This is a genomic window from Sporanaerobacter sp., from assembly GCF_047830725.1.
Classification (GTDB): Bacteria; Bacillota; Clostridia; order Tissierellales; family Sporanaerobacteraceae; genus Sporanaerobacter.
In genome coordinates this window covers 1,564,903-1,588,373 of sequence record NZ_CP181252.1, presented here as the reverse complement: position 1 = coordinate 1,588,373, position 23,471 = coordinate 1,564,903, and the positions used below count along the sequence as shown (strand labels likewise).

24 protein-coding genes and 1 tRNA gene are annotated in these 23,471 nt (G+C 31.4%); 2 read left to right on the top strand and 23 right to left on the bottom strand.

Features of this window, described 5'->3' with window-relative positions; translation table 11 throughout:
• Positions 1 to 40: 40 nt before the first annotated feature.
• Both ACFWUA_RS07820 and ACFWUA_RS07815 read right to left on the bottom strand, forming a co-directional pair.
• Positions 41 to 2,116 (bottom strand): YcdB/YcdC domain-containing protein, encoded by a 2,076-nt coding sequence (locus ACFWUA_RS07820; RefSeq protein WP_416197488.1) that lies wholly within the window; start codon positions 2,114 to 2,116, stop codon positions 41 to 43.
• 13 nt (positions 2,117 to 2,129) lie between these two features.
• Positions 2,130 to 2,525 carry an ATP-binding protein gene (locus ACFWUA_RS07815; RefSeq protein WP_416197487.1) on the bottom strand — a complete coding sequence of 132 codons (396 nt, stop codon included), beginning with the start codon at positions 2,523 to 2,525 and terminating at the stop codon, positions 2,130 to 2,132.
• A 197-nt stretch (positions 2,526 to 2,722) separates the two neighbouring features.
• Between ACFWUA_RS07815 and rd the strand changes: the two genes are divergently transcribed.
• Positions 2,723 to 2,881, top strand: a complete 159-nt coding sequence (gene rd / locus ACFWUA_RS07810) for a rubredoxin (RefSeq protein ID WP_416197486.1) — start codon at positions 2,723 to 2,725, stop codon at positions 2,879 to 2,881.
• Positions 2,882 to 2,901: 20 nt separating this feature from the next.
• Here rd and yihA read toward each other — a convergent pair whose 3' ends face one another.
• From yihA to ACFWUA_RS07705, 21 genes are all read right to left on the bottom strand, one after another.
• Positions 2,902 to 3,510, bottom strand: coding sequence for a ribosome biogenesis GTP-binding protein YihA/YsxC (gene yihA, locus ACFWUA_RS07805; protein ID WP_416197485.1), 609 nt, complete (start codon positions 3,508 to 3,510; stop codon positions 2,902 to 2,904).
• A complete protein-coding gene (gene lon, locus ACFWUA_RS07800) occupies positions 3,497 to 5,857 on the bottom strand; it encodes an endopeptidase La (RefSeq protein ID WP_416197484.1) in 2,361 nt (786 codons plus the stop codon). The genes yihA and lon overlap by 14 nt, the downstream gene beginning before the upstream one ends.
• A 97-nt stretch (positions 5,858 to 5,954) precedes the next feature.
• Complete coding sequence (gene clpX / locus ACFWUA_RS07795) at positions 5,955 to 7,235, bottom strand: ATP-dependent Clp protease ATP-binding subunit ClpX (RefSeq protein WP_416197483.1); 1,281 nt, start codon at positions 7,233 to 7,235, stop codon at positions 5,955 to 5,957.
• Positions 7,236 to 7,254: 19 nt separating this feature from the next.
• Positions 7,255 to 7,839 (bottom strand): ATP-dependent Clp endopeptidase proteolytic subunit ClpP, encoded by a 585-nt coding sequence (clpP, locus tag ACFWUA_RS07790; protein ID WP_416197482.1) that lies wholly within the window; start codon positions 7,837 to 7,839, stop codon positions 7,255 to 7,257.
• A gap of 27 nt (positions 7,840 to 7,866) precedes the next feature.
• The gene (tig, locus tag ACFWUA_RS07785; protein WP_416197481.1) at positions 7,867 to 9,156 is read right to left on the bottom strand and encodes a trigger factor; all 1,290 of its coding nucleotides are present in this window, start codon (positions 9,154 to 9,156) and stop codon (positions 7,867 to 7,869) included.
• A gap of 156 nt (positions 9,157 to 9,312) precedes the next feature.
• Positions 9,313 to 9,396 (bottom strand) — tRNA-Leu (locus ACFWUA_RS07780).
• A 140-nt stretch (positions 9,397 to 9,536) separates the two neighbouring features.
• The gene (locus ACFWUA_RS07775; protein ID WP_416197480.1) at positions 9,537 to 9,761 is read right to left on the bottom strand and encodes a hypothetical protein; all 225 of its coding nucleotides are present in this window, start codon (positions 9,759 to 9,761) and stop codon (positions 9,537 to 9,539) included.
• Complete coding sequence (locus ACFWUA_RS07770) at positions 9,736 to 10,707, bottom strand: ABC transporter ATP-binding protein (protein WP_416197479.1); 972 nt, start codon at positions 10,705 to 10,707, stop codon at positions 9,736 to 9,738. Before ACFWUA_RS07770 ends, ACFWUA_RS07775 begins: the two co-directional genes overlap by 26 nt.
• A complete protein-coding gene (locus tag ACFWUA_RS07765) occupies positions 10,707 to 11,684 on the bottom strand; it encodes an ABC transporter ATP-binding protein (protein WP_416197478.1) in 978 nt (325 codons plus the stop codon). Before ACFWUA_RS07765 ends, ACFWUA_RS07770 begins: the two co-directional genes overlap by 1 nt.
• A 15-nt stretch (positions 11,685 to 11,699) precedes the next feature.
• Positions 11,700 to 12,659 (bottom strand): oligopeptide ABC transporter permease, encoded by a 960-nt coding sequence (gene opp4C, locus ACFWUA_RS07760; RefSeq protein ID WP_416197477.1) that lies wholly within the window; start codon positions 12,657 to 12,659, stop codon positions 11,700 to 11,702.
• A 17-nt stretch (positions 12,660 to 12,676) separates the two neighbouring features.
• Positions 12,677 to 13,639 carry an ABC transporter permease gene (locus ACFWUA_RS07755; RefSeq protein WP_416197476.1) on the bottom strand — a complete coding sequence of 321 codons (963 nt, stop codon included), beginning with the start codon at positions 13,637 to 13,639 and terminating at the stop codon, positions 12,677 to 12,679.
• A gap of 104 nt (positions 13,640 to 13,743) precedes the next feature.
• Complete coding sequence (locus ACFWUA_RS07750; RefSeq protein ID WP_416197475.1) at positions 13,744 to 15,447, bottom strand: peptide-binding protein; 1,704 nt, start codon at positions 15,445 to 15,447, stop codon at positions 13,744 to 13,746.
• A 575-nt stretch (positions 15,448 to 16,022) separates the two neighbouring features.
• On the bottom strand, positions 16,023 to 17,108 hold the full coding sequence (gene mnmA, locus ACFWUA_RS07745; protein ID WP_416197474.1) for a tRNA 2-thiouridine(34) synthase MnmA: 1,086 nt from the start codon (positions 17,106 to 17,108) through the stop codon (positions 16,023 to 16,025).
• A gap of 120 nt (positions 17,109 to 17,228) precedes the next feature.
• Positions 17,229 to 18,080 carry an HDOD domain-containing protein gene (locus tag ACFWUA_RS07740; RefSeq protein WP_416197473.1) on the bottom strand — a complete coding sequence of 284 codons (852 nt, stop codon included), beginning with the start codon at positions 18,078 to 18,080 and terminating at the stop codon, positions 17,229 to 17,231.
• A gap of 481 nt (positions 18,081 to 18,561) precedes the next feature.
• A complete protein-coding gene (locus ACFWUA_RS07735) occupies positions 18,562 to 18,750 on the bottom strand; it encodes a ferredoxin (RefSeq protein ID WP_352404717.1) in 189 nt (62 codons plus the stop codon).
• Positions 18,751 to 18,769: 19 nt separating this feature from the next.
• Positions 18,770 to 19,111 (bottom strand): cupin domain-containing protein, encoded by a 342-nt coding sequence (locus ACFWUA_RS07730; protein WP_416197472.1) that lies wholly within the window; start codon positions 19,109 to 19,111, stop codon positions 18,770 to 18,772.
• A gap of 151 nt (positions 19,112 to 19,262) precedes the next feature.
• Positions 19,263 to 19,631, bottom strand: coding sequence for an iron-sulfur cluster assembly scaffold protein (locus ACFWUA_RS07725; RefSeq protein ID WP_072744225.1), 369 nt, complete (start codon positions 19,629 to 19,631; stop codon positions 19,263 to 19,265).
• Between the two features lie 11 nt (positions 19,632 to 19,642).
• Positions 19,643 to 20,095: a DUF134 domain-containing protein gene (locus ACFWUA_RS07720; protein WP_416197471.1), complete on the bottom strand. Its 453-nt coding sequence runs from the start codon at positions 20,093 to 20,095 to the stop codon at positions 19,643 to 19,645.
• 16 nt (positions 20,096 to 20,111) lie between these two features.
• Positions 20,112 to 20,468: a NifB/NifX family molybdenum-iron cluster-binding protein gene (locus ACFWUA_RS07715; RefSeq protein WP_416197470.1), complete on the bottom strand. Its 357-nt coding sequence runs from the start codon at positions 20,466 to 20,468 to the stop codon at positions 20,112 to 20,114.
• A gap of 33 nt (positions 20,469 to 20,501) precedes the next feature.
• Positions 20,502 to 20,861, bottom strand: coding sequence for a NifB/NifX family molybdenum-iron cluster-binding protein (locus ACFWUA_RS07710; RefSeq protein ID WP_416197469.1), 360 nt, complete (start codon positions 20,859 to 20,861; stop codon positions 20,502 to 20,504).
• Between the two features lie 162 nt (positions 20,862 to 21,023).
• Positions 21,024 to 22,181 (bottom strand): aminotransferase class V-fold PLP-dependent enzyme, encoded by a 1,158-nt coding sequence (locus ACFWUA_RS07705; protein ID WP_416197468.1) that lies wholly within the window; start codon positions 22,179 to 22,181, stop codon positions 21,024 to 21,026.
• Between the two features lie 201 nt (positions 22,182 to 22,382).
• Between ACFWUA_RS07705 and yedE the strand changes: the two genes are divergently transcribed.
• Positions 22,383 to 23,465 carry a YedE family putative selenium transporter gene (gene yedE / locus ACFWUA_RS07700; RefSeq protein WP_416197467.1) on the top strand — a complete coding sequence of 361 codons (1,083 nt, stop codon included), beginning with the start codon at positions 22,383 to 22,385 and terminating at the stop codon, positions 23,463 to 23,465.
• Positions 23,466 to 23,471 lie beyond the last annotated feature (6 nt).

Here is a 23,471-nt window from a genome sequence, read left to right as displayed (position 1 = left end):
TGTAAATAGCGGAGGAAAATTCTCCGCTATTTATATGTTCTTAATTATTAAACAAATAGTTATATATCATATTCGCTGCATCTTCTCTAGATAGTTCTGATTTAGGCTTCAAGTATCCATTTGAACCTGAAATTATATTTAATCCATAGGCAATAGAAACATAACCCTTTAGATTATTATCTATTTCATCCGAATCCTTAAACAAATCTTTATAAATTCCATTTATATCTGCTACTTTATCATATTTTAGCATCCTTATGAGATATTTAATACTTTCCTCTTTTGTAATAATTTTTTCTGGATTTTTTTCTTCTTCCTTTATAATTCCAACCTTTATAAGATAATTGTACAATTTTTCATCAGAATTTTCATCCTCTAAATTTAGAGTTTGAGAATTTGATTTAGCCAGTAAATAAAGAAACTCTCTTTGTTTTATTTTATCCTTAGGTTTAAAATTCTCTCCTGGCAAATCAATACCATGTTCAGCCAATACCAAAATTTTTTCTTTTGCATAAGAATTCTCTATATCTCTATATCTAGCTATCTTTTCTTCTTTAAATGGCTTTCCATTATAATCTAAAAATTCTCCAGTTTCTGCACTTATATTTAATGGCTTGTCTGGTTTTATGCAGTAACACAATTTTATAGTTTTATCGGTTTTTTTAGAATTGGTAATATCATTTGCTGTGACATATTTAATCTCCATACCTAAATCCTCAAAAAGCTTTTTATAGGCTTCTTCTATGGATATTTTACTAACTAATTGTGGTATTTCGCCTTTGTGCCAATTCTTATTATAACCTACAATATTACCATTTTTCCCATCTACATAAATACTTATACTATCATCTGCAATATATGCTCCATTGTATTTTCTAATATAATTAAAATAGTAAATGAGATTGTCATCACTTCTATCTTCAAAATCCTTATACAATTCAACTTCATTGTATATTTCAGGGTTCATTTTTTTTATATAGTCTTCTGCAATTTTCATAGCTTGATCTTTTGACTTGCTTTCTTTAACAATATCTTCTTTGGGAAAACTAAAATAGAAACTTATGATATCACCTGTTTTAGCATCTAATGATACATCATATTGATAATCACTATTTTCCCCTTGACCTTTTTGAAAGCTAATTGTCCATGCATATTCATTCTTCTTTTTTATATATGAATATAAATTTATACTCGACATTTTATATTCATCATCTATATTAAGAACTTCTCTTGCACTTTTTTCTGCTTCTTCACTAGAAATTAAATTTGAAATATTCCTTATAGCTTTGCTTTCATCTGGACTTAAGCTCTCATCGTTAAAAATCATGTCATCTTTTTCTTCTGCAAATCCTATATAATCATTATAACTTACAACTTCACCAGTTTTAGCATCTATACCTACATTGTTTTCAAGACTAGTATATACCAAATATATTTTTTCAATTCCATCCACATAATTTATTTTATATACAAGATTTAATCCAATTTTTTCTTTATACAATTCAATAGCCTTATCTAAGTCTATTATATCTTTTGAATTTGGAAAAGATATTTTTTCATCCCAATTTAAATAATAACTCATCAATCCACCTGTATTTTTGTCTATAGATACATATAAATAATTTTCAAAATAAGGAATCCCATTTTGTATCCTGATAAATTCATAGTTATATTCTGAGCTATTTGGATTAATTGGCTTTTGTGATTCATTGTAAATTATCTCTTCACATATTTGGGGATTTATATTTTTTATTGCATTTATAGCTATGTTTAAGCCTTCATCTTTCGATATGCTTGGCAATGTGGATTTTTTGTTTTCATAATCAGATTTGAATTTATTGTAACTATAAATTGTTCCGTCTGACGAAATATTTACATTTATTTCACCCAATTTACCAGTGCTGTCAATCCAATTTAAATAAAAAAAAGTCTTTCCATCAAATGAACTTACATTTGAATTGAATTTATCATATTCATTAGTTATATTAAATAAACTTTTAGATTTAATTATAGCCTCTTCAAGTTTTTTGTTATATTCTGGTGCACCATAAGAATTTGTAGGAATAAAAGTAGCAAATAATATCACAATAGATAAAAATAATGAAAACTTTTTCATTTCAGTCCTCCTACTATAAATATTTAACTGATGTTATTTTGTTTTTTTCGACATAAAATTCATCGCTCAAACCACTAACTATGACAAGACCCCTGCCACTACATTTCAAATTTAAAGGATCATAAGATTTTAAATCAAATTCAAATCCATTTCCCTCATCAGTTACTTCGATTTTTATAAAATCATCTTCTACATTAATAAAAATATTTACATACTTATCTCTATCATATGAATTTCCATGTATAGCACCATTTGCTACAAGCTCATTTAAAATGAGCTTTACATCAAACATTACTGTCTCATCTTTAATGACCTTATTCAATTTATTCAAAACATCTTCAACAAAATCTTTAATGATGTGCAAATCACTACACACTGTACCATCAAATTTAAAGGACAATATAATCACATCCATCTACGATTTATTTATAAAAAATCAAATAACAATCTCAGCAATATGTATTTTACCCTATTAAAAAGTCCTTTAATCTAATATTTATATTTTTTACTGACCTACAAGTATATTATATTATAAATATAAAAGTTTAAAAAGTATTTTTTCGGGTAAAATTTAAAAAGATAACTATTATGAAAGGAGTAATGAATATGGATAGATATGTATGTGGACCATGTGGATATGTTTATGACCCTGCTGAAGGAGATCCAGATAATGGCATAGCTCCAGGAACACCTTTTGAACAATTGCCAGATGATTGGGTTTGTCCAGTATGTGGTGCAACTAAGGATATGTTTGAAAAAGAATAATACTTTATAGAGCAGCAATCTCAATGAGATTGCTGCTCTTTATTTACTGTAATTATTTCTTCTATTACATCCCAAACTTTATCTAAATTCATTCTTTTTTCTGCTGAAAAAGGAATGATGAAACTCCTATTCTCAATCTGCAACTTTCTTTGAATAATAGTCTTTTGTTTTTCCCATTGCCCTTTAGACACTTTATCAGCCTTTGTCGCTATAACTATTCCATTAAAACCATAGCTTTTTATCCATTGATACATAAGTGCATCATGGTCTCCAGGTTCATGACGAATGTCTACAACAAGCATTATTTCTACAAGGTTTTGCCTAAACTTGAGATATTCCTCAATCATTTGGGCCCATTTTTCTCTTTGAATTTTTGATACTTTAGCATATCCATATCCAGGTAAATCCACAAATCTAAAGTCTCCATTTATGTTATAAAAATTGATAGTTTGAGTTTTCCCAGGTTTTCCACTAGTTCTTGCCAAATTGTTTCTATTAACCAATGTATTTATCAATGATGATTTACCTACATTTGACTTACCAGCAAAAGCAATTTCAAATAAATCATCTGCTGGATATTGGGATTTATTTCCTGCAATAGCTTGAAGCTCTGAACTAATTATTTTCATCTTTATCCTCCACTTCGATTAAAGCATGAAGAAGAACTTCTTCCATTTCCTTTACCAAAACGAATTCTATTTTTCTCTTAACTTTATCTGGTATTTCTTCTAAATCTTTTTTATTTTCCACTGGAATAATTATTTTCTCTATTCCTGCTCTATGGGCAGCCAATACCTTTTCCTTTAAACCACCAATAGGCAAAACTCTTCCTCTTAAAGTTATTTCGCCAGTCATAGCAACATTTTTGGAAACAGGCTTATTGGTTAAAGCTGAAATAACAGCTGTAGCCATAGTAATCCCAGCAGAAGGCCCATCCTTTGGAATTGATCCTTCAGGTACATGTATATGAATATCCATTTCTTTATAAAAATTTGCATCTATTCCTAGTTTCTCTGAATTTGCCCTTATATAGCTAATTCCAGCCATGGCAGATTCTTTCATGACATCTCCTAATTGTCCTGTCAACTGTAATTTCCCAGTACCTTTCATGCAATTAACTTCTATGGAAAGAATTTCTCCTCCAAAGGCAGTCCAAGCAAGGCCTGTAGCTACTCCTATTTCATGTTTTTCTCCTGCTATATCATGTCTATATTTAGGAATGCCTAAATAATTCTCTAAATTGCCCCTAGTAACTCTAACAGTAGAGACCCCATCTTCTACTATTTTTTTTGCAGCTTTTCTACAAATATTTGCAATATTTCTTTCTAAATTTCGGACGCCAGCCTCTCTTGTATAGTTATTTATGATATCTCTCATGGCTTGTTCGGAAATAGATAAATTTTCTTCTTTTAAACCATGTTCTTTAAGTTGTTTTGGTAACAAATATTTCATGGCGATATTTAATTTTTCTTCTTCTGTGTATCCTGGTATTCTTATGACTTCCATCCTATCTAACAATGGTTCTGGAATAGTTGAAGTAGTATTGGCTGTAGTTATAAACATTACTTTTGACAAATCAAATGGAACTTCTAAAAAATGATCTGTAAAAGTATTGTTTTGCTCTGGATCTAGCACTTCTAATAGTGCACTAGCAGGATCTCCTCTAAAATCGCTGCTTAATTTATCTATTTCATCAAATAAAAATACTGGATTGTTAGAACCTGATTTTTTTATAAGGCTAATAATTCTTCCTGGCATTGCCCCTACATAAGTCCTTCTATGTCCTCTAATTTCAGCTTCATCACGCACACCACCAAGGGACATTCTCACAAAGTTTCGATTTAAAGATTTAGCTATAGACTTAGCTATAGAAGTTTTCCCAACTCCTGGTGGCCCTACCAAACACAAAATAGGCCCCTTCATATTGCTTTTAAGCTTTCTTATGGCTATAAACTCAAGTATTCTCTCCTTTACATCATCGAGTCCATAGTGATCATTGTTTAATATATCCCTTGCTTTTTTTATATTTACTTTATCTTTTGTCCCTACATTCCAAGGAAGTTCAACTATCCAGTCTAAATAAGTTCTTATGACTCCAACTTCTGCTGAATTTGGAGATAGTTTGTAAAGTCTATCTACTTCTTTTAGTGCTTTTTCTTTAACTTCCTTTGGCATTTTTATTTTTTCAATTTTCTTTTTATATTCTTCTATTTCTTCAACTACTTCATCTTCTTCTCCTAATTCGCTTTGAATGGCCTTTATCTGCTCTTTCAAATAATATTCTTTTTGAACTTTATTTATCTGTTTTTTTACTCTCTGATTTATTTTTTCTTCAATTTTTAAAATTTCTATTTCTTCTTGAAGTAAACTGTGAAGTAGTTCTAGTCTCTCATAAAAATCAAAAGCCTCTAATATTTTTTGATCATCTTCAGGTTTAAGATAAATATAAGAAGCAATCACATCGGCAAGTCTACCGGGATCTTCAATTTCAGAAACTGTAAACAATAAGTCTGGAGAAACTCTATTGCTAAGTGTTATATATTCCTCAAAGTCTTCAACTACAAGTCTCATAGCTGCTTTAGTTTTTTTGTCAATTTCAATTTTCTCCCAATCATAAGTGAGTTCTTCAATTTCTGCTAAAAAATATTTTTCTTCTTCTTTAATCTCAATGACCTTTCCTCTATTCAGTCCTTCAACTAGTACTCGAATACTTCCTCCTGGCAGTTTCAACATTTGCTTTATTTTAGAAACTGTCCCTATATGATAAAAATCATCGATATCTGGCTCATCAATTTTGGCATCTTTCTGAGAACATAAAAATACCAAAGAATCATCTATCATAGCTTTTTCCAACGCATTTATAGATTTCTCCCGTCCTACATCAAAGTGAACAACCATATAAGGGAAAACCGTAATACCTCTCAAAGGTATAAGAGGCATATCCCTATGGTCAATTTTATATTGCTCTATATTCATACTTTCACTCCCTTTATACATATTTACCATTGAGTGTTTCCAATTTTAATATTTTCATTTATTATCAACAAAAAAGGCTCACTAATATGTGAGCCCATTAAGATGCTGATTCTTTTTTACCCGATTTCTTAGCCCTACTTTTCTTCTTCATATCAGAAATGACTAAAGTAGGTTCATTTCCATTCAAAATAGTTTCCCTTGTAATAATACATTTTTCTACATCATCTCTTGATGGAATTTCATACATAATATCTAACATAGTTTCCTCTATTATACTTCTAAGCCCTCTAGCACCTGTTTTTCTTTCTATAGCTTTTTGTGCAATTAGCTCTAATGCACCATCTTCAAATTCAAGTTCTACATCATCTATAGCAAATAATTCTTTATATTGCTTAACCAATGAATTTTTAGGCTCAGTGAGTATTTTTACAAGGGCATCTTTATCTAATTCTTCTAGTGTAACCATAACAGGTAACCTTCCTACGAATTCTGGAATTAAACCAAATTTCAGTAAATCTTCAGGTTGAACCTGCTTTAAAAGTTCTCCTATATTTGAATTTTCCTTACTTTGAATGTCTGCCCCAAAACCTATGGTTTTTTTACTAATTCTACTTTGAATTATCTTGTCAAGCCCATCAAAAGCTCCTCCAACTATAAATAATATATTGGTTGTATCTACTTGGATAAACTCTTGATGCGGATGTTTTCTGCCACCTTGTGGTGGCACATTAGCTACAGTACCCTCTAATATTTTTAGCAATGCTTGCTGAACACCTTCTCCGCTGACATCCCTTGTTATAGATGGATTTTCTGTTTTTCTTGCTATTTTATCTATTTCATCTATATATACAATGCCTTTTTCTGCTCTCTCTATATCATAATCTGCAGCTTGTATCAGCTTTAAGATAATATTTTCTACATCCTCTCCAACATAACCTGCTTCTGTCAAAGATGTAGCATCTGCTATAGCAAAAGGTACATTCAAAATCTTTGCCAATGTTTGTGCTAACAATGTTTTACCTGAACCTGTTGGCCCAATCATTATTATATTGCTCTTTTGCAATTCTATATCACTATTTCTAGAATTTGTACTATTTATTCTTTTGTAGTGATTATATACTGCTACAGCCAATGCTCTTTTTGCTCTCTCTTGTTTGATAACATAATCATCAAGAGTATTTTTTATCTTTATGGGCTTTGGTAACTCATCTATTTCATATTCAAAGTTGTCTTCAAATTCCTCATCTATTATTTCTTGACACAATTCTATACATTCATCACAAATGTAAACATTGGGTCCAGCAATAAGCCTTCTAACTTGATCTTGAGGTTTCCCGCAAAAAGAACATCTAAGCTGCTTATCATCAAATCTTGCCATTGTGACACCTCACTTAATGTTATTTTCTAAATTCTATTACTTCATCTATTATACCATACTTTTTAGCTTCTTCAGCAGACATAAAGAAATCTCTATCTGTATCACGAGCAATTTTCTCGTAAGGTTGACCAGTTCTCTCACTTAATATCCTATTTATTTGTTCTCTTATTTTTACAATTCTTTCAGCATGAATTCTGATATCTTCTGCTTGCCCTTGCATACCACCTAGTGGTTGATGTATCATTATCTCTGCATTTGGTAATGCAAATCTCTTGCCCTTCTTTCCTGCAGCAAGCAAAAATGCACCCATACTTGCTGCCATTCCTATACATATAGTTGAAACATCTGGTTTTATATATTGAATTGTATCATAAATTGCAAAACCAGATGTTATAGATCCACCTGGACTATTTATATAAAGCTGAATATCTTTATCAGGATCTTCTGCTTCTAAAAATAGCAATTGTGCAACTACCAAGTTTGCAGTTATATCATTTACTTCTTCGCCAAGAAATATTATTCTTTCTTTTAGTAGCCTGGAGTAAATATCGTAAGATCTTTCTCCTCTATTGTTTTGTTCAACTACAATTGGAACTAAAGCCATATTCATACCCCTCCTACTCAATACTTATTAAATAAATTTAGCATTTGATATTAAAAATTCAATGGTCTTATCTCTAATTATACCCTCTTTAAGATATTCTAAATCTCCCAATTTCATATCTTGTTTGAACTTTTCCACATCTTCATGATTATATTCTACTGCCATTCTTTCTAATTCCTTGTCAATGTCTTCATCAGAAGCTTGAATATTTTCAGCTTTTGCAACTGCTCCAAGTATTAAATCACTTTTAACTCTTCTTTCAGCATTTGGTCTCATTTGTTCTTTCAAATCTTCTATGGTACTATTTGTAAGTTCAAAATACCTATCTATTGAAAGTCCTTGCAATCTCAATCTATAATCAAATTCTGCTATTTCATTTTGAATTTGATTATCTATCATAACTTCTGGAATATCAACTTCAGATGATTCTACAAGTGCTTTAATAACGCTATTTTCTCTTTCAATTTCTTCTTTGTTTTTTGCTTCTTTTTCTAATCTTTCCCTTATACTATTTTTAAATTCCTCTAATGTATCATATTCGCTAACATCTTTTGCAAATTCATCATCAAGAACTGGAAATTCTTTTTCTTTAATATCATTGATAGTTACTTTGAAAAGAGCTTCTTTTCCCTTTAGACTTTCCTCAAAATAATCTTCAGGGAATGTCACCTTTACATCAACTAAATCTCCCTTTTTCTTTCCAATAAGTTGTTCTTCAAATCCAGGAATAAATCTACCTGCGCCTATTTCTAGTTCTTGATTTTCTGCTGAACCGCCTTCAAACTTTTCTTCACCTACGTACCCTTCAAAATCAATATTTAAAATATCCCCTTCTTTCGCTTCCCTATCTGATGCATCTACAAGTCTATAATTCATATCTCTAATATTTTTTAATTCTTCTTCAACATCTTCATCTGTAACATTATACTCTACTTTTTCTACTTCTATACCCTTGTAATCACCCAATTTAACTTCAGGTTTTATAGTCACTTCTACTTTGAATATAACAGGTTTGCCACTTTCAAGTTGTTCAATATCTACATCTGGAGTATCTACTGGTTCAAGAGACAATTCTTTTATCGCTTCTTCGTATGCATCTGGTAATATAATATTTAATGCTTCTTCATAAAATACTCCTTCACCATAATTCATTTCAATTATTTTTCTTGGAGCTTTACCCTTTCTAAATCCAGGTATATTGAATCTGCTTCTATTTTTTAGATATGCTTTTTGAACTGCTTTTTCAAATTTATCTTCACCTATCTCAATAGTAAAGGTAGCTTTGTTGTTTTCTTTTTTTTCTAAAACAGAATTCATCTATCTTTTCCTCCTCGTTATCTTTTTATTTATTTCCCATATAGCTAACTCATTATACCATAAAATTATATCATATAAAATATGTATATCAAATGCATCTTTAATTAAATATTCTTATATTATGAAAAAAACCAATGGAACAACCACTGGTTTTTTTGGTGCGGGAAAGAGGACTTGAACCCCCACGTCAATGACACTAGATCCTAAGTCTAGCGCGTCTGCCAATTCCGCCATTCCCGCATATAAAGCTTTCAACTACTTTATTATTATAACATTTCTATATTAGTTGTCAATATTTTTTTTATTTTTTTAGAAAAAAGAGCTGCAATATATTTTGCAACTCTATTCTTCATAAATTTCTGCTATATCTAAAATGGTATTTACTTCATAAAATACGTGGTAAACAAGTACGTAAAAAGTGCAAAAATTCCTACCCCAATAAGCATTATAGGCAACAATATTTCAAAGGCTGCAATTATCATTGCTAAAATATCTGTCTTCGTAAATTCAAAAGGTTCTTCTTCATTCTTTTTATCTACTGATCTTTTTATTTCTTCTTCTCTTTCTCTAATAGACTGCTTATTTGGCAAAGTGGCACGCCACAAAATGTTCTCCTCCTAAATCTCTAAATTCTGGCACCTGTTCCTTGCAAATATCTTTTGCATACATACAACGAGTATGGAACTTACATCCAGATGGTGGATTTGCAGGACTTGGTATGTCCCCTTGTAGTATAATCCTATTTATTTTCTTTGTTGGATCTGGCACTGGTATCGCTGATAATAATGCTTGAGTATAAGGATGTTTTGGATTGTCAAATAGTGATTTTTTATCAGCTAGTTCTACTAGTGTTCCCAAATACATTACTCCTATTCTATGACTTATATATTTAACTACACCTAAATCATGAGATATAAATAAATAGGATAGTTTACGTTCGTGTTGTAAATCAGTCAACAAGTTTATAACTTGTGATTGAATAGAAACGTCAAGAGCAGAAACTGGTTCATCAGCAACTATAAATGATGGATTCAATGCTAATGCCCTAGCAATTCCTATACGTTGACGTTGCCCTCCTGAAAATTCATGAGGATATCTATTTATATGATATTTTGCAAGACCACATTTAGTTATTACATCTACTATATAATCATCAAGCTCTTTTCCTTTTTTATATATTCCATGTTCAACTAATGCTTCTCCTACTATTTCAGAAACTGTCATTCTAGGGTTTAATGAACTATATGGGTCTTGAAATACTATCTGCATTTCTCTTCTAAGTTTTTTCATTTCATCTTTTGAAGCATTTAAAACATCTTGTCCTTTATAGGTAACAGTACCTTCAGTAGCATCTAACAATCTCAATATCGTTCTTCCTGTCGTAGATTTTCCACATCCAGATTCTCCTACAAGTCCTAATGTCTCTCCTTCTTTTATATAAAGCGAAACGCCATCAACAGCTTTTACATCTCCTACTCTTTTTCTAAAAGCACCTTTATATATTGGAAAATATTTTTTTAAGTTTTTAGCTTCTAATATTACTTCACTCATTATTTAGTCACCTCCTCTGCTCTAAAGCAGCTGACTTTGTGCCCAGGTGCTATTTCCCTTAAACTTGGCTGACCTTTTCTACATTCATCTGTTGCAAACTTACACCTTGGATGAAAATAGCAGCCTTTTGGCAAATACAATGGATTTGGTACTGAACCGCTGATACTTTCAAGTCTCTTGCCTTCTTCAATAAGAGAAGGTATAGAGTTCATAAGACCTATTGTATAAGGATGTCTAGGATTTTTAAACAATTCATCAACAGGAGCATCCTCTACTATTTTCCCTGAATACATAACTACTACGTGATCAGACATCTCAGCTACTACACCAAGATCGTGGGTAATAAGCATTATAGATGTGTTTAATTTATTTTTTAAATCATTCATAAGTTCAAGTATTTGTGCCTGAATAGTTACATCTAGAGCAGTTGTAGGCTCATCTGCAATTAAAAGTTTAGGTTGGCAAGAAACCGCCATAGCTATCATGACTCTCTGTCTCATGCCTCCTGATAGTTGATGTGGATACTCATCAACTATTTTTTCTGCTCTAGGAATTCCTACAAGCTTAAGCATTTCAATAGCTTTTTTTCTAGCTTCTGATTCATCTAAATTTTGATGAAGCATCAATGCTTCCATAATCTGAAATCCAACAGTGAATACTGGATTTAAAGAAGTCATAGGTTCTTGAAATATCATTGAAATATCATTTCCACGAATATGTCTTATTTTTTCATCAGAAACTTTAGTCAAATCTTCTCCATTAAACATTATTTTTCCACTAACTATTTTTCCTGGAGGATCAGGTATTAGACGTAGTATTGACATAGCTGTTATACTCTTGCCACAACCAGATTCTCCTACAATTCCAATAGTTTTTCCAGCTTCTACTGAAAAATTAACACCATCAACAGCTTTAACTACTCCATCATCAGTATAAAAGTAGGTTCTCAAATCTTGTACTTCTAATAGATTTCCCATATTTCTATCCTCCTATCATTTAGACTTAGGGTCAATTGCATCTCTTAGTCCATCACCAAACAAGTTGATACTCATTACTGCAAAGAATATAGCAACTCCTGGTGGCAACCACAACCAAACACGATTCTTCAATACATATATATCTCTTGCATTTTGAACCAAGTTGCCCCAAGTAGGAACAGGTGGTGTCACCCCAAGACCAAGGAAAGATAGTCCTGCTTCACTCATTATGGCTCCAGCCATTCCTAGTGTAGCACTAACTATTATATATCCCAATGTATTTGGAATTAAATGTTTCCAGATAATTCTACTATCTCTGATACCTAAAGCTTTTGCAGCTTGTATAAATTCTTGTTCTCTAAGTGAGAGTATTTGCCCTCTGATCATTCTGGCAAGTCCACCCCAGCTCAACAAACCTATTATAAACATCATTATATACATTCTCTTTTCAGGTGCTACTTCCGGACCTATAACCGCTGAAATAGTAATCGCTATTGGCAAAAATGGAAAAGCCATAAATATTTCAACTATTCTCATTAATAGATTATCTACCCATCCTCCATAGTATCCAGCAAGTCCACCAACAAGTGCACCTATTATTATCTCGATTATTACGGCAAAAAGTCCAACCTGCATAGAAACTCTTCCGCCATATAATATTCTAGTCAAATAATCCCTACCCAACTCGTCAGTTCCCATTAAATGTGCTTTAGATGGTGGCTGATTTACTTGTGAAAAGTCCATCGTATATGGGTCATAAGGTGTCAATATTGGTGCAAATAAGGCAAGAAATACCATGATAATAAATATTATCATTCCTGCTACTGCTACCTTATTCTTTTTAAATTTTCTTAAAACCAACTTCCAAGGAGTAAGTATTACTTGTTCTTCTTCTTTTATTTCTTTACTGTCTAAACTATCGCTCTTGTTAGGAGCTTTATTTTCAGTTTTATTTTTAATATTTTTTTCAGTCACTTAATACCCTCCTTTCTTTATTCAACTTTAATTCTTGGATCTACTAATGCATATCCAATATCAGCCAACAAATTCCCGAGTAAAGTTAGTAAAGCAAAGAACATATTCAATGCCATAATCAAGTTATAATCTCTTGCGCTAATTGCATCCATCATAACATTCCCAATTCCAGGCCATACAAATGTAGTCTCTAATATAACTGCTCCAGAGAAAAGTCCTGGAATCCAGAATCCTATAATAGTCATTATTGGTATAAGAGCATTTCTAAATGCATGTTTATATATTACAACTTTTTCTGAAAGACCTTTTGATCTTGCAGTACGAATATAATCTTGATTTATTACTTCAAGCATACTTGTTCTTGTATATCTAACTAAACTTGCCATACTTCCTATAACTAATACAAGTGCTGGCAAAAATATATGATGCATTACATCTTTTATATGAGCCCAGCCAGTAGCATTTTTCCCAGGAGTAACCATACCATTTATAGGAAAAGCATTCAATTTAACTGAAAATATATAGATTAGCAGCAATCCAAAGAAAAACGATGGCATAGATATACCTATGATTGAAAATACTGTCCAGAAATTATCTGTTTTCGAATACTGTTTTACAGCACAAATTATCCCAATAGGAATTGAAATCAAAAATGCCAATATAAAATCTACTATGTTTAAAAGAAAAGTATTCCAAATGAAATTTGGTACAACATCACTAACAGGTTTCTTATATATATAAGAATCACCAAAATCACCTTTTACTGATCTTGTTAACCAATTCCAATATTGAACAGGCAATGGCTTGTCCAATCCAAGTCTGGCACGTTCTGCAGCTCTCTGTTCTGCTGTTGCTTTAGGGTCTAGATTTGTTCCAACGGGATCTCCCGGTGCCATTTTTACTATTCCAAATATAACTATTGATATGATGAGTATTACTGGTATCATGTGCAATAATCTTCTTATTATATACTTTAGCATAGTTTCCCTCCTTTAATGCTCTAAAGTTTACTCTTATACAATATAAACCCGGCAACACCAACCGGGTTTACACTGTATAATCTTTTACATTAATCTATCGAAAATTATTGTGCTAATTCAACATTCAATATAACGTCTCTACTTGTCCAGTCTTGGAATGGTGAAGTATTGAAGTTTTGAACACGTTCATTTACTGCATCCCATGATAAGTTTTGAGTTAAGAACATATATGGCAATTCCTCATTCATAAGTTTACACCATTCTTGATAAATTTCAGCACGTTTATTTTGATCAAATTCTTTTCTTCCTGCTTCTAGTAACTTGTCATTTTCTTCATTTATAAATCCTACTGCATTAAATCCTCCTGGAACAGCCATTGAACTGTGGAACAATTCAAAAGCATCAGGATCTATACTTAATGACCAAGCCATATTGTACATATCAAATTCTTGTTTATCATATACTTTTTCAGATAATGCACCAAATTCCATCAAGTTTGGCTCTACTTTAACACCAATCTTTTCCCAGTCAGCTTTTAACATTGGAATTAAACTTTCAACATATTTACTATCTGTATAAGTATCCCATACAAAGGATAGCTTCATACCATCTTTTTCTCTAATTCCATCTGCTCCTGGTTTCCATCCAGCTTCTTCTAAAAGAGCTATAGCTTTGTCAGGATCATATGGATATTCGTTTATATCAGTTGTATATGCCCATGATACTTGAGATACTGGCACATTACATACTTGAGCATTTCCTCCATAGTATACATCAACAAATTGTTGTCTATTAAATCCATAAGTCAATGCTTGACGTACTCTCTTGTCAGCAAGTCTTGGATCTCTTAAATTCCATCCCATATATCCATATCCATTGTCAGGATATTCATTAATATTTATAAATCCTGTTCCATCAATTATTTCTTTGTTTTCTGTTTTTGGTGGAACTCTAAGTTGAACATCTATTGTTCCCTTTTCAAGTTCTGACATTTGAGTTTCTACAGTAGTAAACTTCATTATTAAATGTGAAACCTTTGGAGCTCCTAAAAAGTAATTTGGATTAGCTTCAAATTCTACATATTGTTTTGGTTCAAATTTTTTCAAAATATATGGACCTGAACCAATTGGATCTGACATTTTTTTCTTAAGAGATGCAGTATCTCCTTTTTCAAAATCATAGATATGTTTTGGTAAAATTGCCATACCGCAGTCCCAAATATTTGTTGACAATGCTTCTTGGAATTCAAAAGCTACTGTATGTTCGTCAATAACTTTAACTCCTGCAAGTTCTTTTGCATCGCCTTCATTGTATTCTTTATATCCTACTAGATTCATTACATATGAACTACGTGGTCCATCATAAGTTGGATCAGCTAAAAATTCATAAGTAAACTTAACATCTTCTGCTGTAAGAGGTTCTCCATCACTAAACTTAACATCATCTCTCAAATGGAATGTATAAGTCTTGTGATCCTCTGATATTTCCCAATCTTTTGCTACAGATGGAGTTGGGTTTCCTTCTTTATCATTGCCAAAAAGACCATCAAAAATCAAATCTACTACATATGAATCATAAACTTCAGATGAATACCCTGGCAAAAAATCACCTTTTGCTTCATGAGTACCAACTACTAATGTGTCTGCTGCTCCATCTCTGCTTCTTGCAGGATTGTTTGAAGCTTCTTTCTTTTCTACTTTATCTCCTCCTTCTGTGTCAGCAGGTGCTTCATTCTTGTTGCCACAGCCTGATAGTACTAATGAAAATACTAGTACTAGAGAAAGTAGAAGTGCTAACTTTCTTTTCATTTGACATACTCCCCCTTTTTGTTTTTATACTTTTTGGTATTTATTAATTTAATGTATTATACCATCCAACAATAACTGATGTCAATGGATAAGTAAGGTATAACACATTATAAACAAATTTACAAAAATACTTTTTATACATTTCAGTGTATAAATATTTGATTTTGTTGTTTGTATTTGCCTTTAAGCCTAATTGTATCAAACCATTTAACTATTATCAGACATACAATAATTAATTGATATCATAGCTATAAACAAATTAACGAGAAAAATTAAAATTTAATTATATAAATTAATCTCTAAAATATATTGTACATCCTTTCCAATAATTTTGCATCACTTTTTCAATTATTTATTATAATCCAATTTTATAAATTGTTCAAAGTATTGCAAAAATAATGAACAATTTAAGGTTCTACAAAAATATAAATTATAAGATTGTGTTCATTTAAAAACTGTTAGTAGAATTTTCGATTTGTAAACGTTTGCATATTTATGAATAAATATAGATGCAAACTTAAGCTTATTAATTTTTTGTAAATCTTACTTAAATGTTTTTTAACAAAAATTATATCCTATATTTCTTTTATTATGCCACCACCAACTACTATATCTCCATCATAAAAAACTACTGACTGACCTTTAGTTATAGCCCTTTGAGGTTCCTTGAACTCTACCAAAACTCCATTTTTATAAGGTTTGGCAACCATTTTTGCCTCCCTCATACCATATCTTATTTTAGCAGTTCCATTTATTTCACAAGGCATATTTGCATAGGGAATGATGTTTATTTCTTCTGCATATAGCTTGTTTTTAAATATTTCCTCTTCATCTCCTAATACGACTAAATTCTTCTCTGGAATAATATTTTGCACAAATACTCTTTTCCCCAGAGCTATGCCTAATCCCTTTCTCTGTCCAATTGTATAGTTTACTATTCCATTGTGTTTGCCTAAAATCTTTCCATTTTTATCAACAAAATAACCAGGTTTTACTTTATCTGGTCTTCTTTCACTGATAAATCTCCCATGGTCATTATCTGGTATAAAACATATCTCTTCACTATCTGGTTTGTCGTGTACATTTAACCCAATATATTCTGCTATTTCTCTTATTTTTTCTTTTGTATAGCTACCCAATGGCATAAGAGTATGTTCCAACTGATACTGAGTCATATTATAGAGCACATAAGTCTGATCTTTTTTGGCATCCATTGATCTCTTCATAATATATCTTCCAAAATCTTCATTCCATTCTATTTTTGCATAATGCCCTGTTGCTATATAATCAGCTCCCAATCCTTCTGCTTTCCTTAAAAACTCATCAAATTTTATAAATTTGTTACAAGCAATGCATGGATTTGGAGTCCTTCCTTGCAAATATTCTTCTATAAAATAATTTATTACTTTTCTTTCAAAAACATCTTTAAAATTCATTACATAAAATGGAATATCCAATTTTTCAGCTACTCTTCGTGCGTCCTCTACAGAAGATAGACTGCAACATCCACCTTCTCTCTCATCAAATTCCTTGTCTCTAGGAATTACACTCATAGTAACTCCTATTACATCATATCCTTCTTGTTTCAATAGATAAGCAGCAACTGAGCTATCTACTCCACCACTCATTCCTAAAACAACTTTCTTCTTCAAAAATTCCACCTACCTTATATATACTATACATACTAATCATATTTCACATTATATCATAATTGTATCCATTCGAAAATTTCTTATGAAATGTTAATACTTAAAAAAGGTTCCAATCAGGAACCTTTTTGGCTAAATAATATTAAAATTATCTTCATCTATCAATAAATCAGAGATTTCCGATATGATAGTCTCTACTTGATTGATATCCATATTTAAAGTATCTAATGCAAATTGAGAAAAATTATAGACCATGCCATCTACTCCTAGTCCAATTCCCATCATCATGGTTATAGCATCGGCTATATGTACAATTGATACTAATTTAGGATTTTCTTCTGTCACTTCTGGAGTATGATGATATTTTATAGCCTCTACCAAATCTTTTGGGAAATTCCATTTTTCAGCAACTTTTCCACCTACTTGTGCATGATCAAAACCAAAGAGTTCTCTTTCCGCATCTAAAAAAGATTTGTTCTCTGTTTCTACCATCTCAACTATTTTTTCATATTCATTTTCTACATAGTGATTTAATATGGTTTTCCCAATATCTCTAAGTAAACCAGCTATATAAGCTTGCTCTGGTTCTACCTTGCCAATGTTTTTTGCAATATATCTAGATATAATAGCACAAGTCTGGGACTGATTCCACAATTCGTTTTTTTCAAGTGCATAACCTTTAAGTTCACCTACAAGGAATTTATTTACAGTAGAAGCTAATGCAATACTTTTTATGGTTTGAAATCCTAGCAATATTGTAGCCTTTGAAATTGTGTTTATTTTTCTAGCATAGCCATAATGAGTAGAATTAGCTAATTTAAGAACTTTAGAAGTCAAACTTTGATCTTTTAATATTTCCCTTTCTAAATCTTCAACTGTAGAATCTGGATCTTCAACAATTTCCATTATCTTGTTCATTCGCTCTGGTAAAACAGGCATTTCATTTACCTGCCTCACTATACTATCTAATGTAATTATACTCATATTCAACTCTCCATTATATAATTATTCTTTATATGATTATACCCTTTTTCATGTCATTTTCCCATAGACTAAAGGACTTATTTTGTTATTTTGACATTCACAACAAAAGAAGTCACAGTATAAAGTAATTTTGCACTTTATGCCGTGACTTCTTAAATATTATTTTTTAATGTTTTACAAATACAACGTTTATTGCCTTCACAAGAGCATCAACTTGATCTCCTTTTTGAAAACCTGCTTCTTCTAAACTATCTGTCGTCATCACGGACGTAAACCTCATAGAGCCATCAGCTCAGGTACCTCGCATCTTCACCAAAGACATTACACCATCGGCTTTAATGTCTTCAATTTGTCCAGTAATTTTATTTCTAACACCAGCATCCATATTTATACCTCCTGTATTATCTATTGATTTTATTTATATAATCTCTATATATTATTAGTTTTATCTATAGAGATATTAAATATGTATACAAATTAATTATTCTACTGTAATTGCTTCTACTGGACAGCTTTCTTCAGCTTCTTTAGCGCTATCTACTGTATCTTCTGGTATTTCAACGTTCTTTGCTACAGCCTTTCCATCATCATCCATTTCAAATATTTCTGGACAAATACTAGGGCATAGTCCACAACCTATACAAGTATCTTTATCTACAAAACCTTTCATGACAACACTTCCTTTCTTCTCATAATTCAAATACTACAATCAAGAGCATTTTGAACTGTTCTTTTGCAAACAATGCATGAGAAATACCAGCAGGCATCACAATGGTTTCTCCTTTTTTTACATCAAATTTTTCTTCACCTACTGTGATTTCAGCTTCACCATCAAGCATAAATACTAGTGCATCTCCACCGGATGAATGAGAACTAATTTCTTCACCCTTATCAAAGGCAAACAATGTAATACTTAAAGGTTTTCCTTGTGCTAATGTTCTACTTATAACCTGCCCTTTTTGATATTCAACAAGAGTTTCCATTTCCAATACCTTCGAAAAATCCATGTTTTTTATAAAATGTTCTACCATATGCATACCTCCCATAATTATTATTCTTAATGCTATAATATAGTTTATTCATAAAAATATCGGTAACTAATGTTACAATACCCAATTTTATATTTTTGTATCAAAAAAGGACATTGTTTTTTCCAATATCCTTTTTTAATACAAAACTTTTTTATTTGTTTTTTTCAAGATAATCTCTTATTGCATTTCTAAGTGCCTGAACTCCTAAGTTTGAACAGTGTTGTTTTTCTATAGGAAGCCCATCTAATGCTTCAACTATATCTTCGTCTTCTATTTTTAAAGCCTCTTCTATAGTTTTACCTTTTGCAAGAACTGTGGTCATACTACTTGTAGCAACTGAAGCAGTACAACCAAATACTAAAAAACTTATATCTTCAATTATATTATCTTTGACTTTTATATAAATAGTCAAAAAATCACCACAATTAGGATCTCCATAAGTCCCTTCACCATCTGCATCAACCATAGTTCCCACATTTCTTGGAGACATAAAATGTTCAATGACTTTATCCGAATACATTTCCTCACATCCTATTTCTGATTGTCATCCTCTCTTTTACACCATTTGTTACAAAAACCATTTTTTTTGCTGCACATAACATTCCTAGAACCACAAATAGGACAATTGTTTTTATCTCGTTCAAAATTTACTTGATAAATACCACCACAATCCATACATTTAAATTTGCAGTGATTAGTAATATAATATCCTCCACCTATTCTTAAAGCTTTACCTTCAGTCAAAGCTTTAGCAACTTTTTCCCTTGCACTGTCTATTATGTTCTGGAAAGTTTGCCTTGATACATTCATTTTTTCAGCACATTCTTCTTGATTCAATTTTTCTATGTCTTTAAGTCTCATAGCCTCAAGTTCTTCTATATTTAAAACTATCTCTTCCATTTCACATTTGGCTTTTCCCAAAGGTATAAAATATGTGTTTTCTGGAAAAAATTCTACTCTTCTAAACTTTTTTGGTCTTGGCATTTTTCTTCCCTTCTATTTACTCATTGCAATGTCCTTCATGCTCATGTTCTGTACAAACACTTCCTGTTGATTTGAGTTCACCAATTAAATATTTTTCAACTACATCATCACATATTCCTTGAGCTCCTACTACAACTTCTATCCCATTTTCATTAAATAAATCTTGAGCAGTAGCACCCATTCCACCTGCTATTATGACATTAGCACCTTGATCTTTTAAAAATATAGGGAGAAATCCTGGTCTATGACCTGGATTTGGAGTGAAATTTTTGTTTAATACCTTCTTATCTTCAACTTCATAAATTGTAAATCCCTCACAATGTCCAAAATGTCCACTTACATATTTTCCTTCGCTTGCAATTGCTATCTTCATTTTTATTCCTCCTAGTCTATTGTTTTTCATCTTTTACATACCATGATGAGCAGGCCCTGAATTTTTTAATTCTTCAAGTTCCCCATTTTTATACTTCTCTATAACTGATTTAAGTAAAATGCTTTCAGATTTAAAAACCTTAATATTTGCCTTTTCTATTAGTTCAAAAGCATTTGGTCCAAGATTGCCTGTAATGACAACATCAACATTTTCATCAATTAACTGCTGAGCTGCAGCTATACCTGCTCCTCCCTTAGAGCTTTGCCCATCATTTTCTACTGCTCTAACTTCATTGTTTTCAGTATCATATATCACAAAATATCTACATCTTCCAAATCTCAAGTCAAGGAAACTATCTAAATTTTCCCCATCAGATGAAATTCCTATTTTCACATATATCACCCCCAAAAAACTATTATTGTCGAAATATAATTGGCATATGCTAATTATATTTTAGACCTATGCTTCATTTTTGTCAAATAGTATTTTCATTATTTGTTGGAATGATGTTTTATAAAGCACTTAAAATTAATTTGAAAATATTTTCTACTATATTTAATCAAAATCTTTCAATATCTTGTTTATTGCATCTACTGTATAATTTACATCATCTATGGTATTGAAATGGCTAAAGCTAAATCTAACTGTTCCCCTTGGAAATGTTTTTAAAGTTTTATGTGCAGATGGTGCACAATGAAGTCCGCACCTAGTCATAATACCAAAACTATTATATAAACCATAAGATATCACTCCATTGTCTCTATTGGGAATATCTACAGAAACTACAGCCGTTCTATCTTTTATATTGTTTTTGCCTACTATATATAGTTCAGAAATACTTCCTATATCATTTAAAAAATGTTCTACTAAATACAATTCCTTTTCTCTTATAGCAGCAATTCCCTCTTTTAATATATATTTTAAAGAGGCATTTAATCCATATATACCTGGAATATTTAATGTCCCAGCTTCAAATTTGTCAGGCATGTATTCTGGTTGTACTTCCCTTTCTGACAAACTACCTGTTCCTCCTTCTATTAAAGTATCAAATTTTGAAACTATATCATCATTTATGATAAATCCTCCAATACCTTGAGGGCCCAGAAGTCCTTTATGACCTGTAAATGCTATAGCATCCGCATTTAGTTCATTGTAGTCAATATCCAAAAACCCTGCTGTTTGTGCTGTATCTATAATGAAGTAAAGTCCATTTTCTTTGCATATAGTTCCAACTTTTTTTAAATCCAATATGGTACCACATACATTTGAAGCATGAGTCATGACTATAGCCTTGGTATTTGGTTTTATATACTCTATTATGTCTTCGGGATTTAATTCTCCATATTTATTGCAGATAACTCTGGAAAATTCTACTCCTATTTTAGCTAAATTATTTAATGGTCTCATAACTGCATTGTGCTCCATTGATGAAACTATTACATGATCTCCTGATTTTACTAATCCTTTTATCAATACATTAAGACTTTCTGTTATGTTTTTGGTAAATACTACATTTTCAGGTTTGTTAAAATTAAAAAGTTCACATATTAATTCTCTAGTCTCAAAAACAATGTTTTCCGCTTCAAAAGAGCTCTTATACGCTCCTCGATTGACATTGCATCCAATATTCAATAAATAATTTGACATGCTCTCTACAACTCCAGGTGCTTTAGGAAATGCAGTTGCACCATTATCTAAATATAAACTCTTCATATTATATACAACTCCTTTTATCATTCTACGATACATTATTCCTAATAAAAGGATATCTTTATCCTCAAGAATAAACAATAACTATTTGAAATGCTTATAATATCCACAGCTTATATAGTAAATTTCTATTATACATTTTAAAAGTTAATTGTTAAGATTTAAATGAATACATTATTATAACTAATTTAAGGAGGTTTTTTTATGAAAGGGAAAAAAGACATTATCATTGCTGGAGGAATAATCGGATTATTATCCGTGTTATTGGTTAAATTCGGAAATCCAGCGAACATGGGATTCTGTATTGCCTGCTTTATCAGAGATATAGCTGGCGGTATAGGATTACATAGCACACCCATAGTTCAGTATATTCGTCCAGAAATAATCGGCCTTGTTCTAGGTGCATTCATCATTTCAATGAAAAATAAAGAATTTCAATCAAGAGGGGGCTCCTCACCTTTCACTAGATTTATTTTAGGAATTGCTGTCATGATAGGAGCTTTAATGTTTTTAGGTTGTCCATTGAGAATGGTACTTAGACTTGCTGGTGGAGACTTAAACGCAATATTAGGAATAGCAGGATTTGTAGTTGGTATATTTGTAGGTGTTTTCTTCTTAAACAAAGGATTCAACCTAAAGAGAAGCTACAATTTACCCAAGTTTGAAGGATATCTTTTCCCAATTGTAAATGTTGGTTTGTTTGTTTTGTTATTATCTGGATTTAGTATGCTTCTATTTAGTGAAGAAGGTCCAGGTTCAATGCATGCTCCTATATGGATTTCACTAATTGTTGGACTAATAGTAGGTGCTCTATCACAAAAAACAAGACTTTGTATGGTTGGTGGAACAAGAGATATGATCATGTTTAAAGACAATTATCTTTTGTCAGGTTTCCTATCAATTCTTGTCTTTGCTTTTATAGGAAATTTAATATTGGGATATTTCAATCCTGGATTTGCAAATCAACCTGTAGCTCATACTGATGGATTGTGGAACTTCTTGGGAATGGTTTTGGTAGGATGGGGTTCTGTACTTCTTGGAGGTTGTCCATTAAGACAACTTATATTGGCTGGAGAAGGAAATACAGATTCAGCAGTAACAGTTATGGGAAGTTTAGTTGGTGCAGCAATATGTCATAACTTTGGTCTAGCTTCCAGTCCAAAGGGAACTACAACTAATGGTCAAGTAGCAGTAATTATTTGCTTTTTACTAGTTCTTGTTATATCTTTGGTGAACTCAGAAATGCTTGTAAAACAAAATAATCTAAAAAAAGTAAATAACAACTAATATAAA

What these genes read in the sequence shown, in the direction of transcription:
- ACFWUA_RS07730 (WP_416197472.1), bottom strand. Translation starts at nt 19,111, where the DNA reads ATGGTAGAACATTTTATAAAAAACATGGATTTTTCGAAGGTATTGGAA.
- ACFWUA_RS07770 (WP_416197479.1), bottom strand. Translation starts at nt 10,707, where the DNA reads ATGAGTGAAGTAATATTAGAAGCTAAAAACTTAAAAAAATATTTTCCA.
- yihA (WP_416197485.1), bottom strand. Translation starts at nt 3,510, where the DNA reads ATGAAAATAATTAGTTCAGAGCTTCAAGCTATTGCAGGAAATAAATCC.
- clpX (WP_416197483.1), bottom strand. Translation starts at nt 7,235, where the DNA reads ATGGCAAGATTTGATGATAAGCAGCTTAGATGTTCTTTTTGCGGGAAA.
- tig (WP_416197481.1), bottom strand. Translation starts at nt 9,156, where the DNA reads ATGAATTCTGTTTTAGAAAAAAAAGAAAACAACAAAGCTACCTTTACT.
- lon (WP_416197484.1), bottom strand. Translation starts at nt 5,857, where the DNA reads ATGAATATAGAGCAATATAAAATTGACCATAGGGATATGCCTCTTATA.
- ACFWUA_RS07715 (WP_416197470.1), bottom strand. Translation starts at nt 20,468, where the DNA reads ATGAAGATAGCAATTGCAAGCGAAGGAAAATATGTAAGTGGACATTTT.
- ACFWUA_RS07725 (WP_072744225.1), bottom strand. Translation starts at nt 19,631, where the DNA reads ATGTATTCGGATAAAGTCATTGAACATTTTATGTCTCCAAGAAATGTG.
- ACFWUA_RS07705 (WP_416197468.1), bottom strand. Translation starts at nt 22,181, where the DNA reads ATGAAGAGTTTATATTTAGATAATGGTGCAACTGCATTTCCTAAAGCA.
- ACFWUA_RS07740 (WP_416197473.1), bottom strand. Translation starts at nt 18,080, where the DNA reads ATGAGTATAATTACATTAGATAGTATAGTGAGGCAGGTAAATGAAATG.
- yedE (WP_416197467.1), top strand. Translation starts at nt 22,383, where the DNA reads ATGAAAGGGAAAAAAGACATTATCATTGCTGGAGGAATAATCGGATTA.
- ACFWUA_RS07755 (WP_416197476.1), bottom strand. Translation starts at nt 13,639, where the DNA reads ATGCTAAAGTATATAATAAGAAGATTATTGCACATGATACCAGTAATA.
- ACFWUA_RS07820 (WP_416197488.1), bottom strand. Translation starts at nt 2,116, where the DNA reads ATGAAAAAGTTTTCATTATTTTTATCTATTGTGATATTATTTGCTACT.
- ACFWUA_RS07735 (WP_352404717.1), bottom strand. Translation starts at nt 18,750, where the DNA reads ATGAAAGGTTTTGTAGATAAAGATACTTGTATAGGTTGTGGACTATGC.
- ACFWUA_RS07765 (WP_416197478.1), bottom strand. Translation starts at nt 11,684, where the DNA reads ATGGGAAATCTATTAGAAGTACAAGATTTGAGAACCTACTTTTATACT.
- ACFWUA_RS07750 (WP_416197475.1), bottom strand. Translation starts at nt 15,447, where the DNA reads ATGAAAAGAAAGTTAGCACTTCTACTTTCTCTAGTACTAGTATTTTCA.
- ACFWUA_RS07720 (WP_416197471.1), bottom strand. Translation starts at nt 20,095, where the DNA reads ATGCCAAGACCAAAAAAGTTTAGAAGAGTAGAATTTTTTCCAGAAAAC.
- rd (WP_416197486.1), top strand. Translation starts at nt 2,723, where the DNA reads ATGGATAGATATGTATGTGGACCATGTGGATATGTTTATGACCCTGCT.
- clpP (WP_416197482.1), bottom strand. Translation starts at nt 7,839, where the DNA reads ATGGCTTTAGTTCCAATTGTAGTTGAACAAAACAATAGAGGAGAAAGA.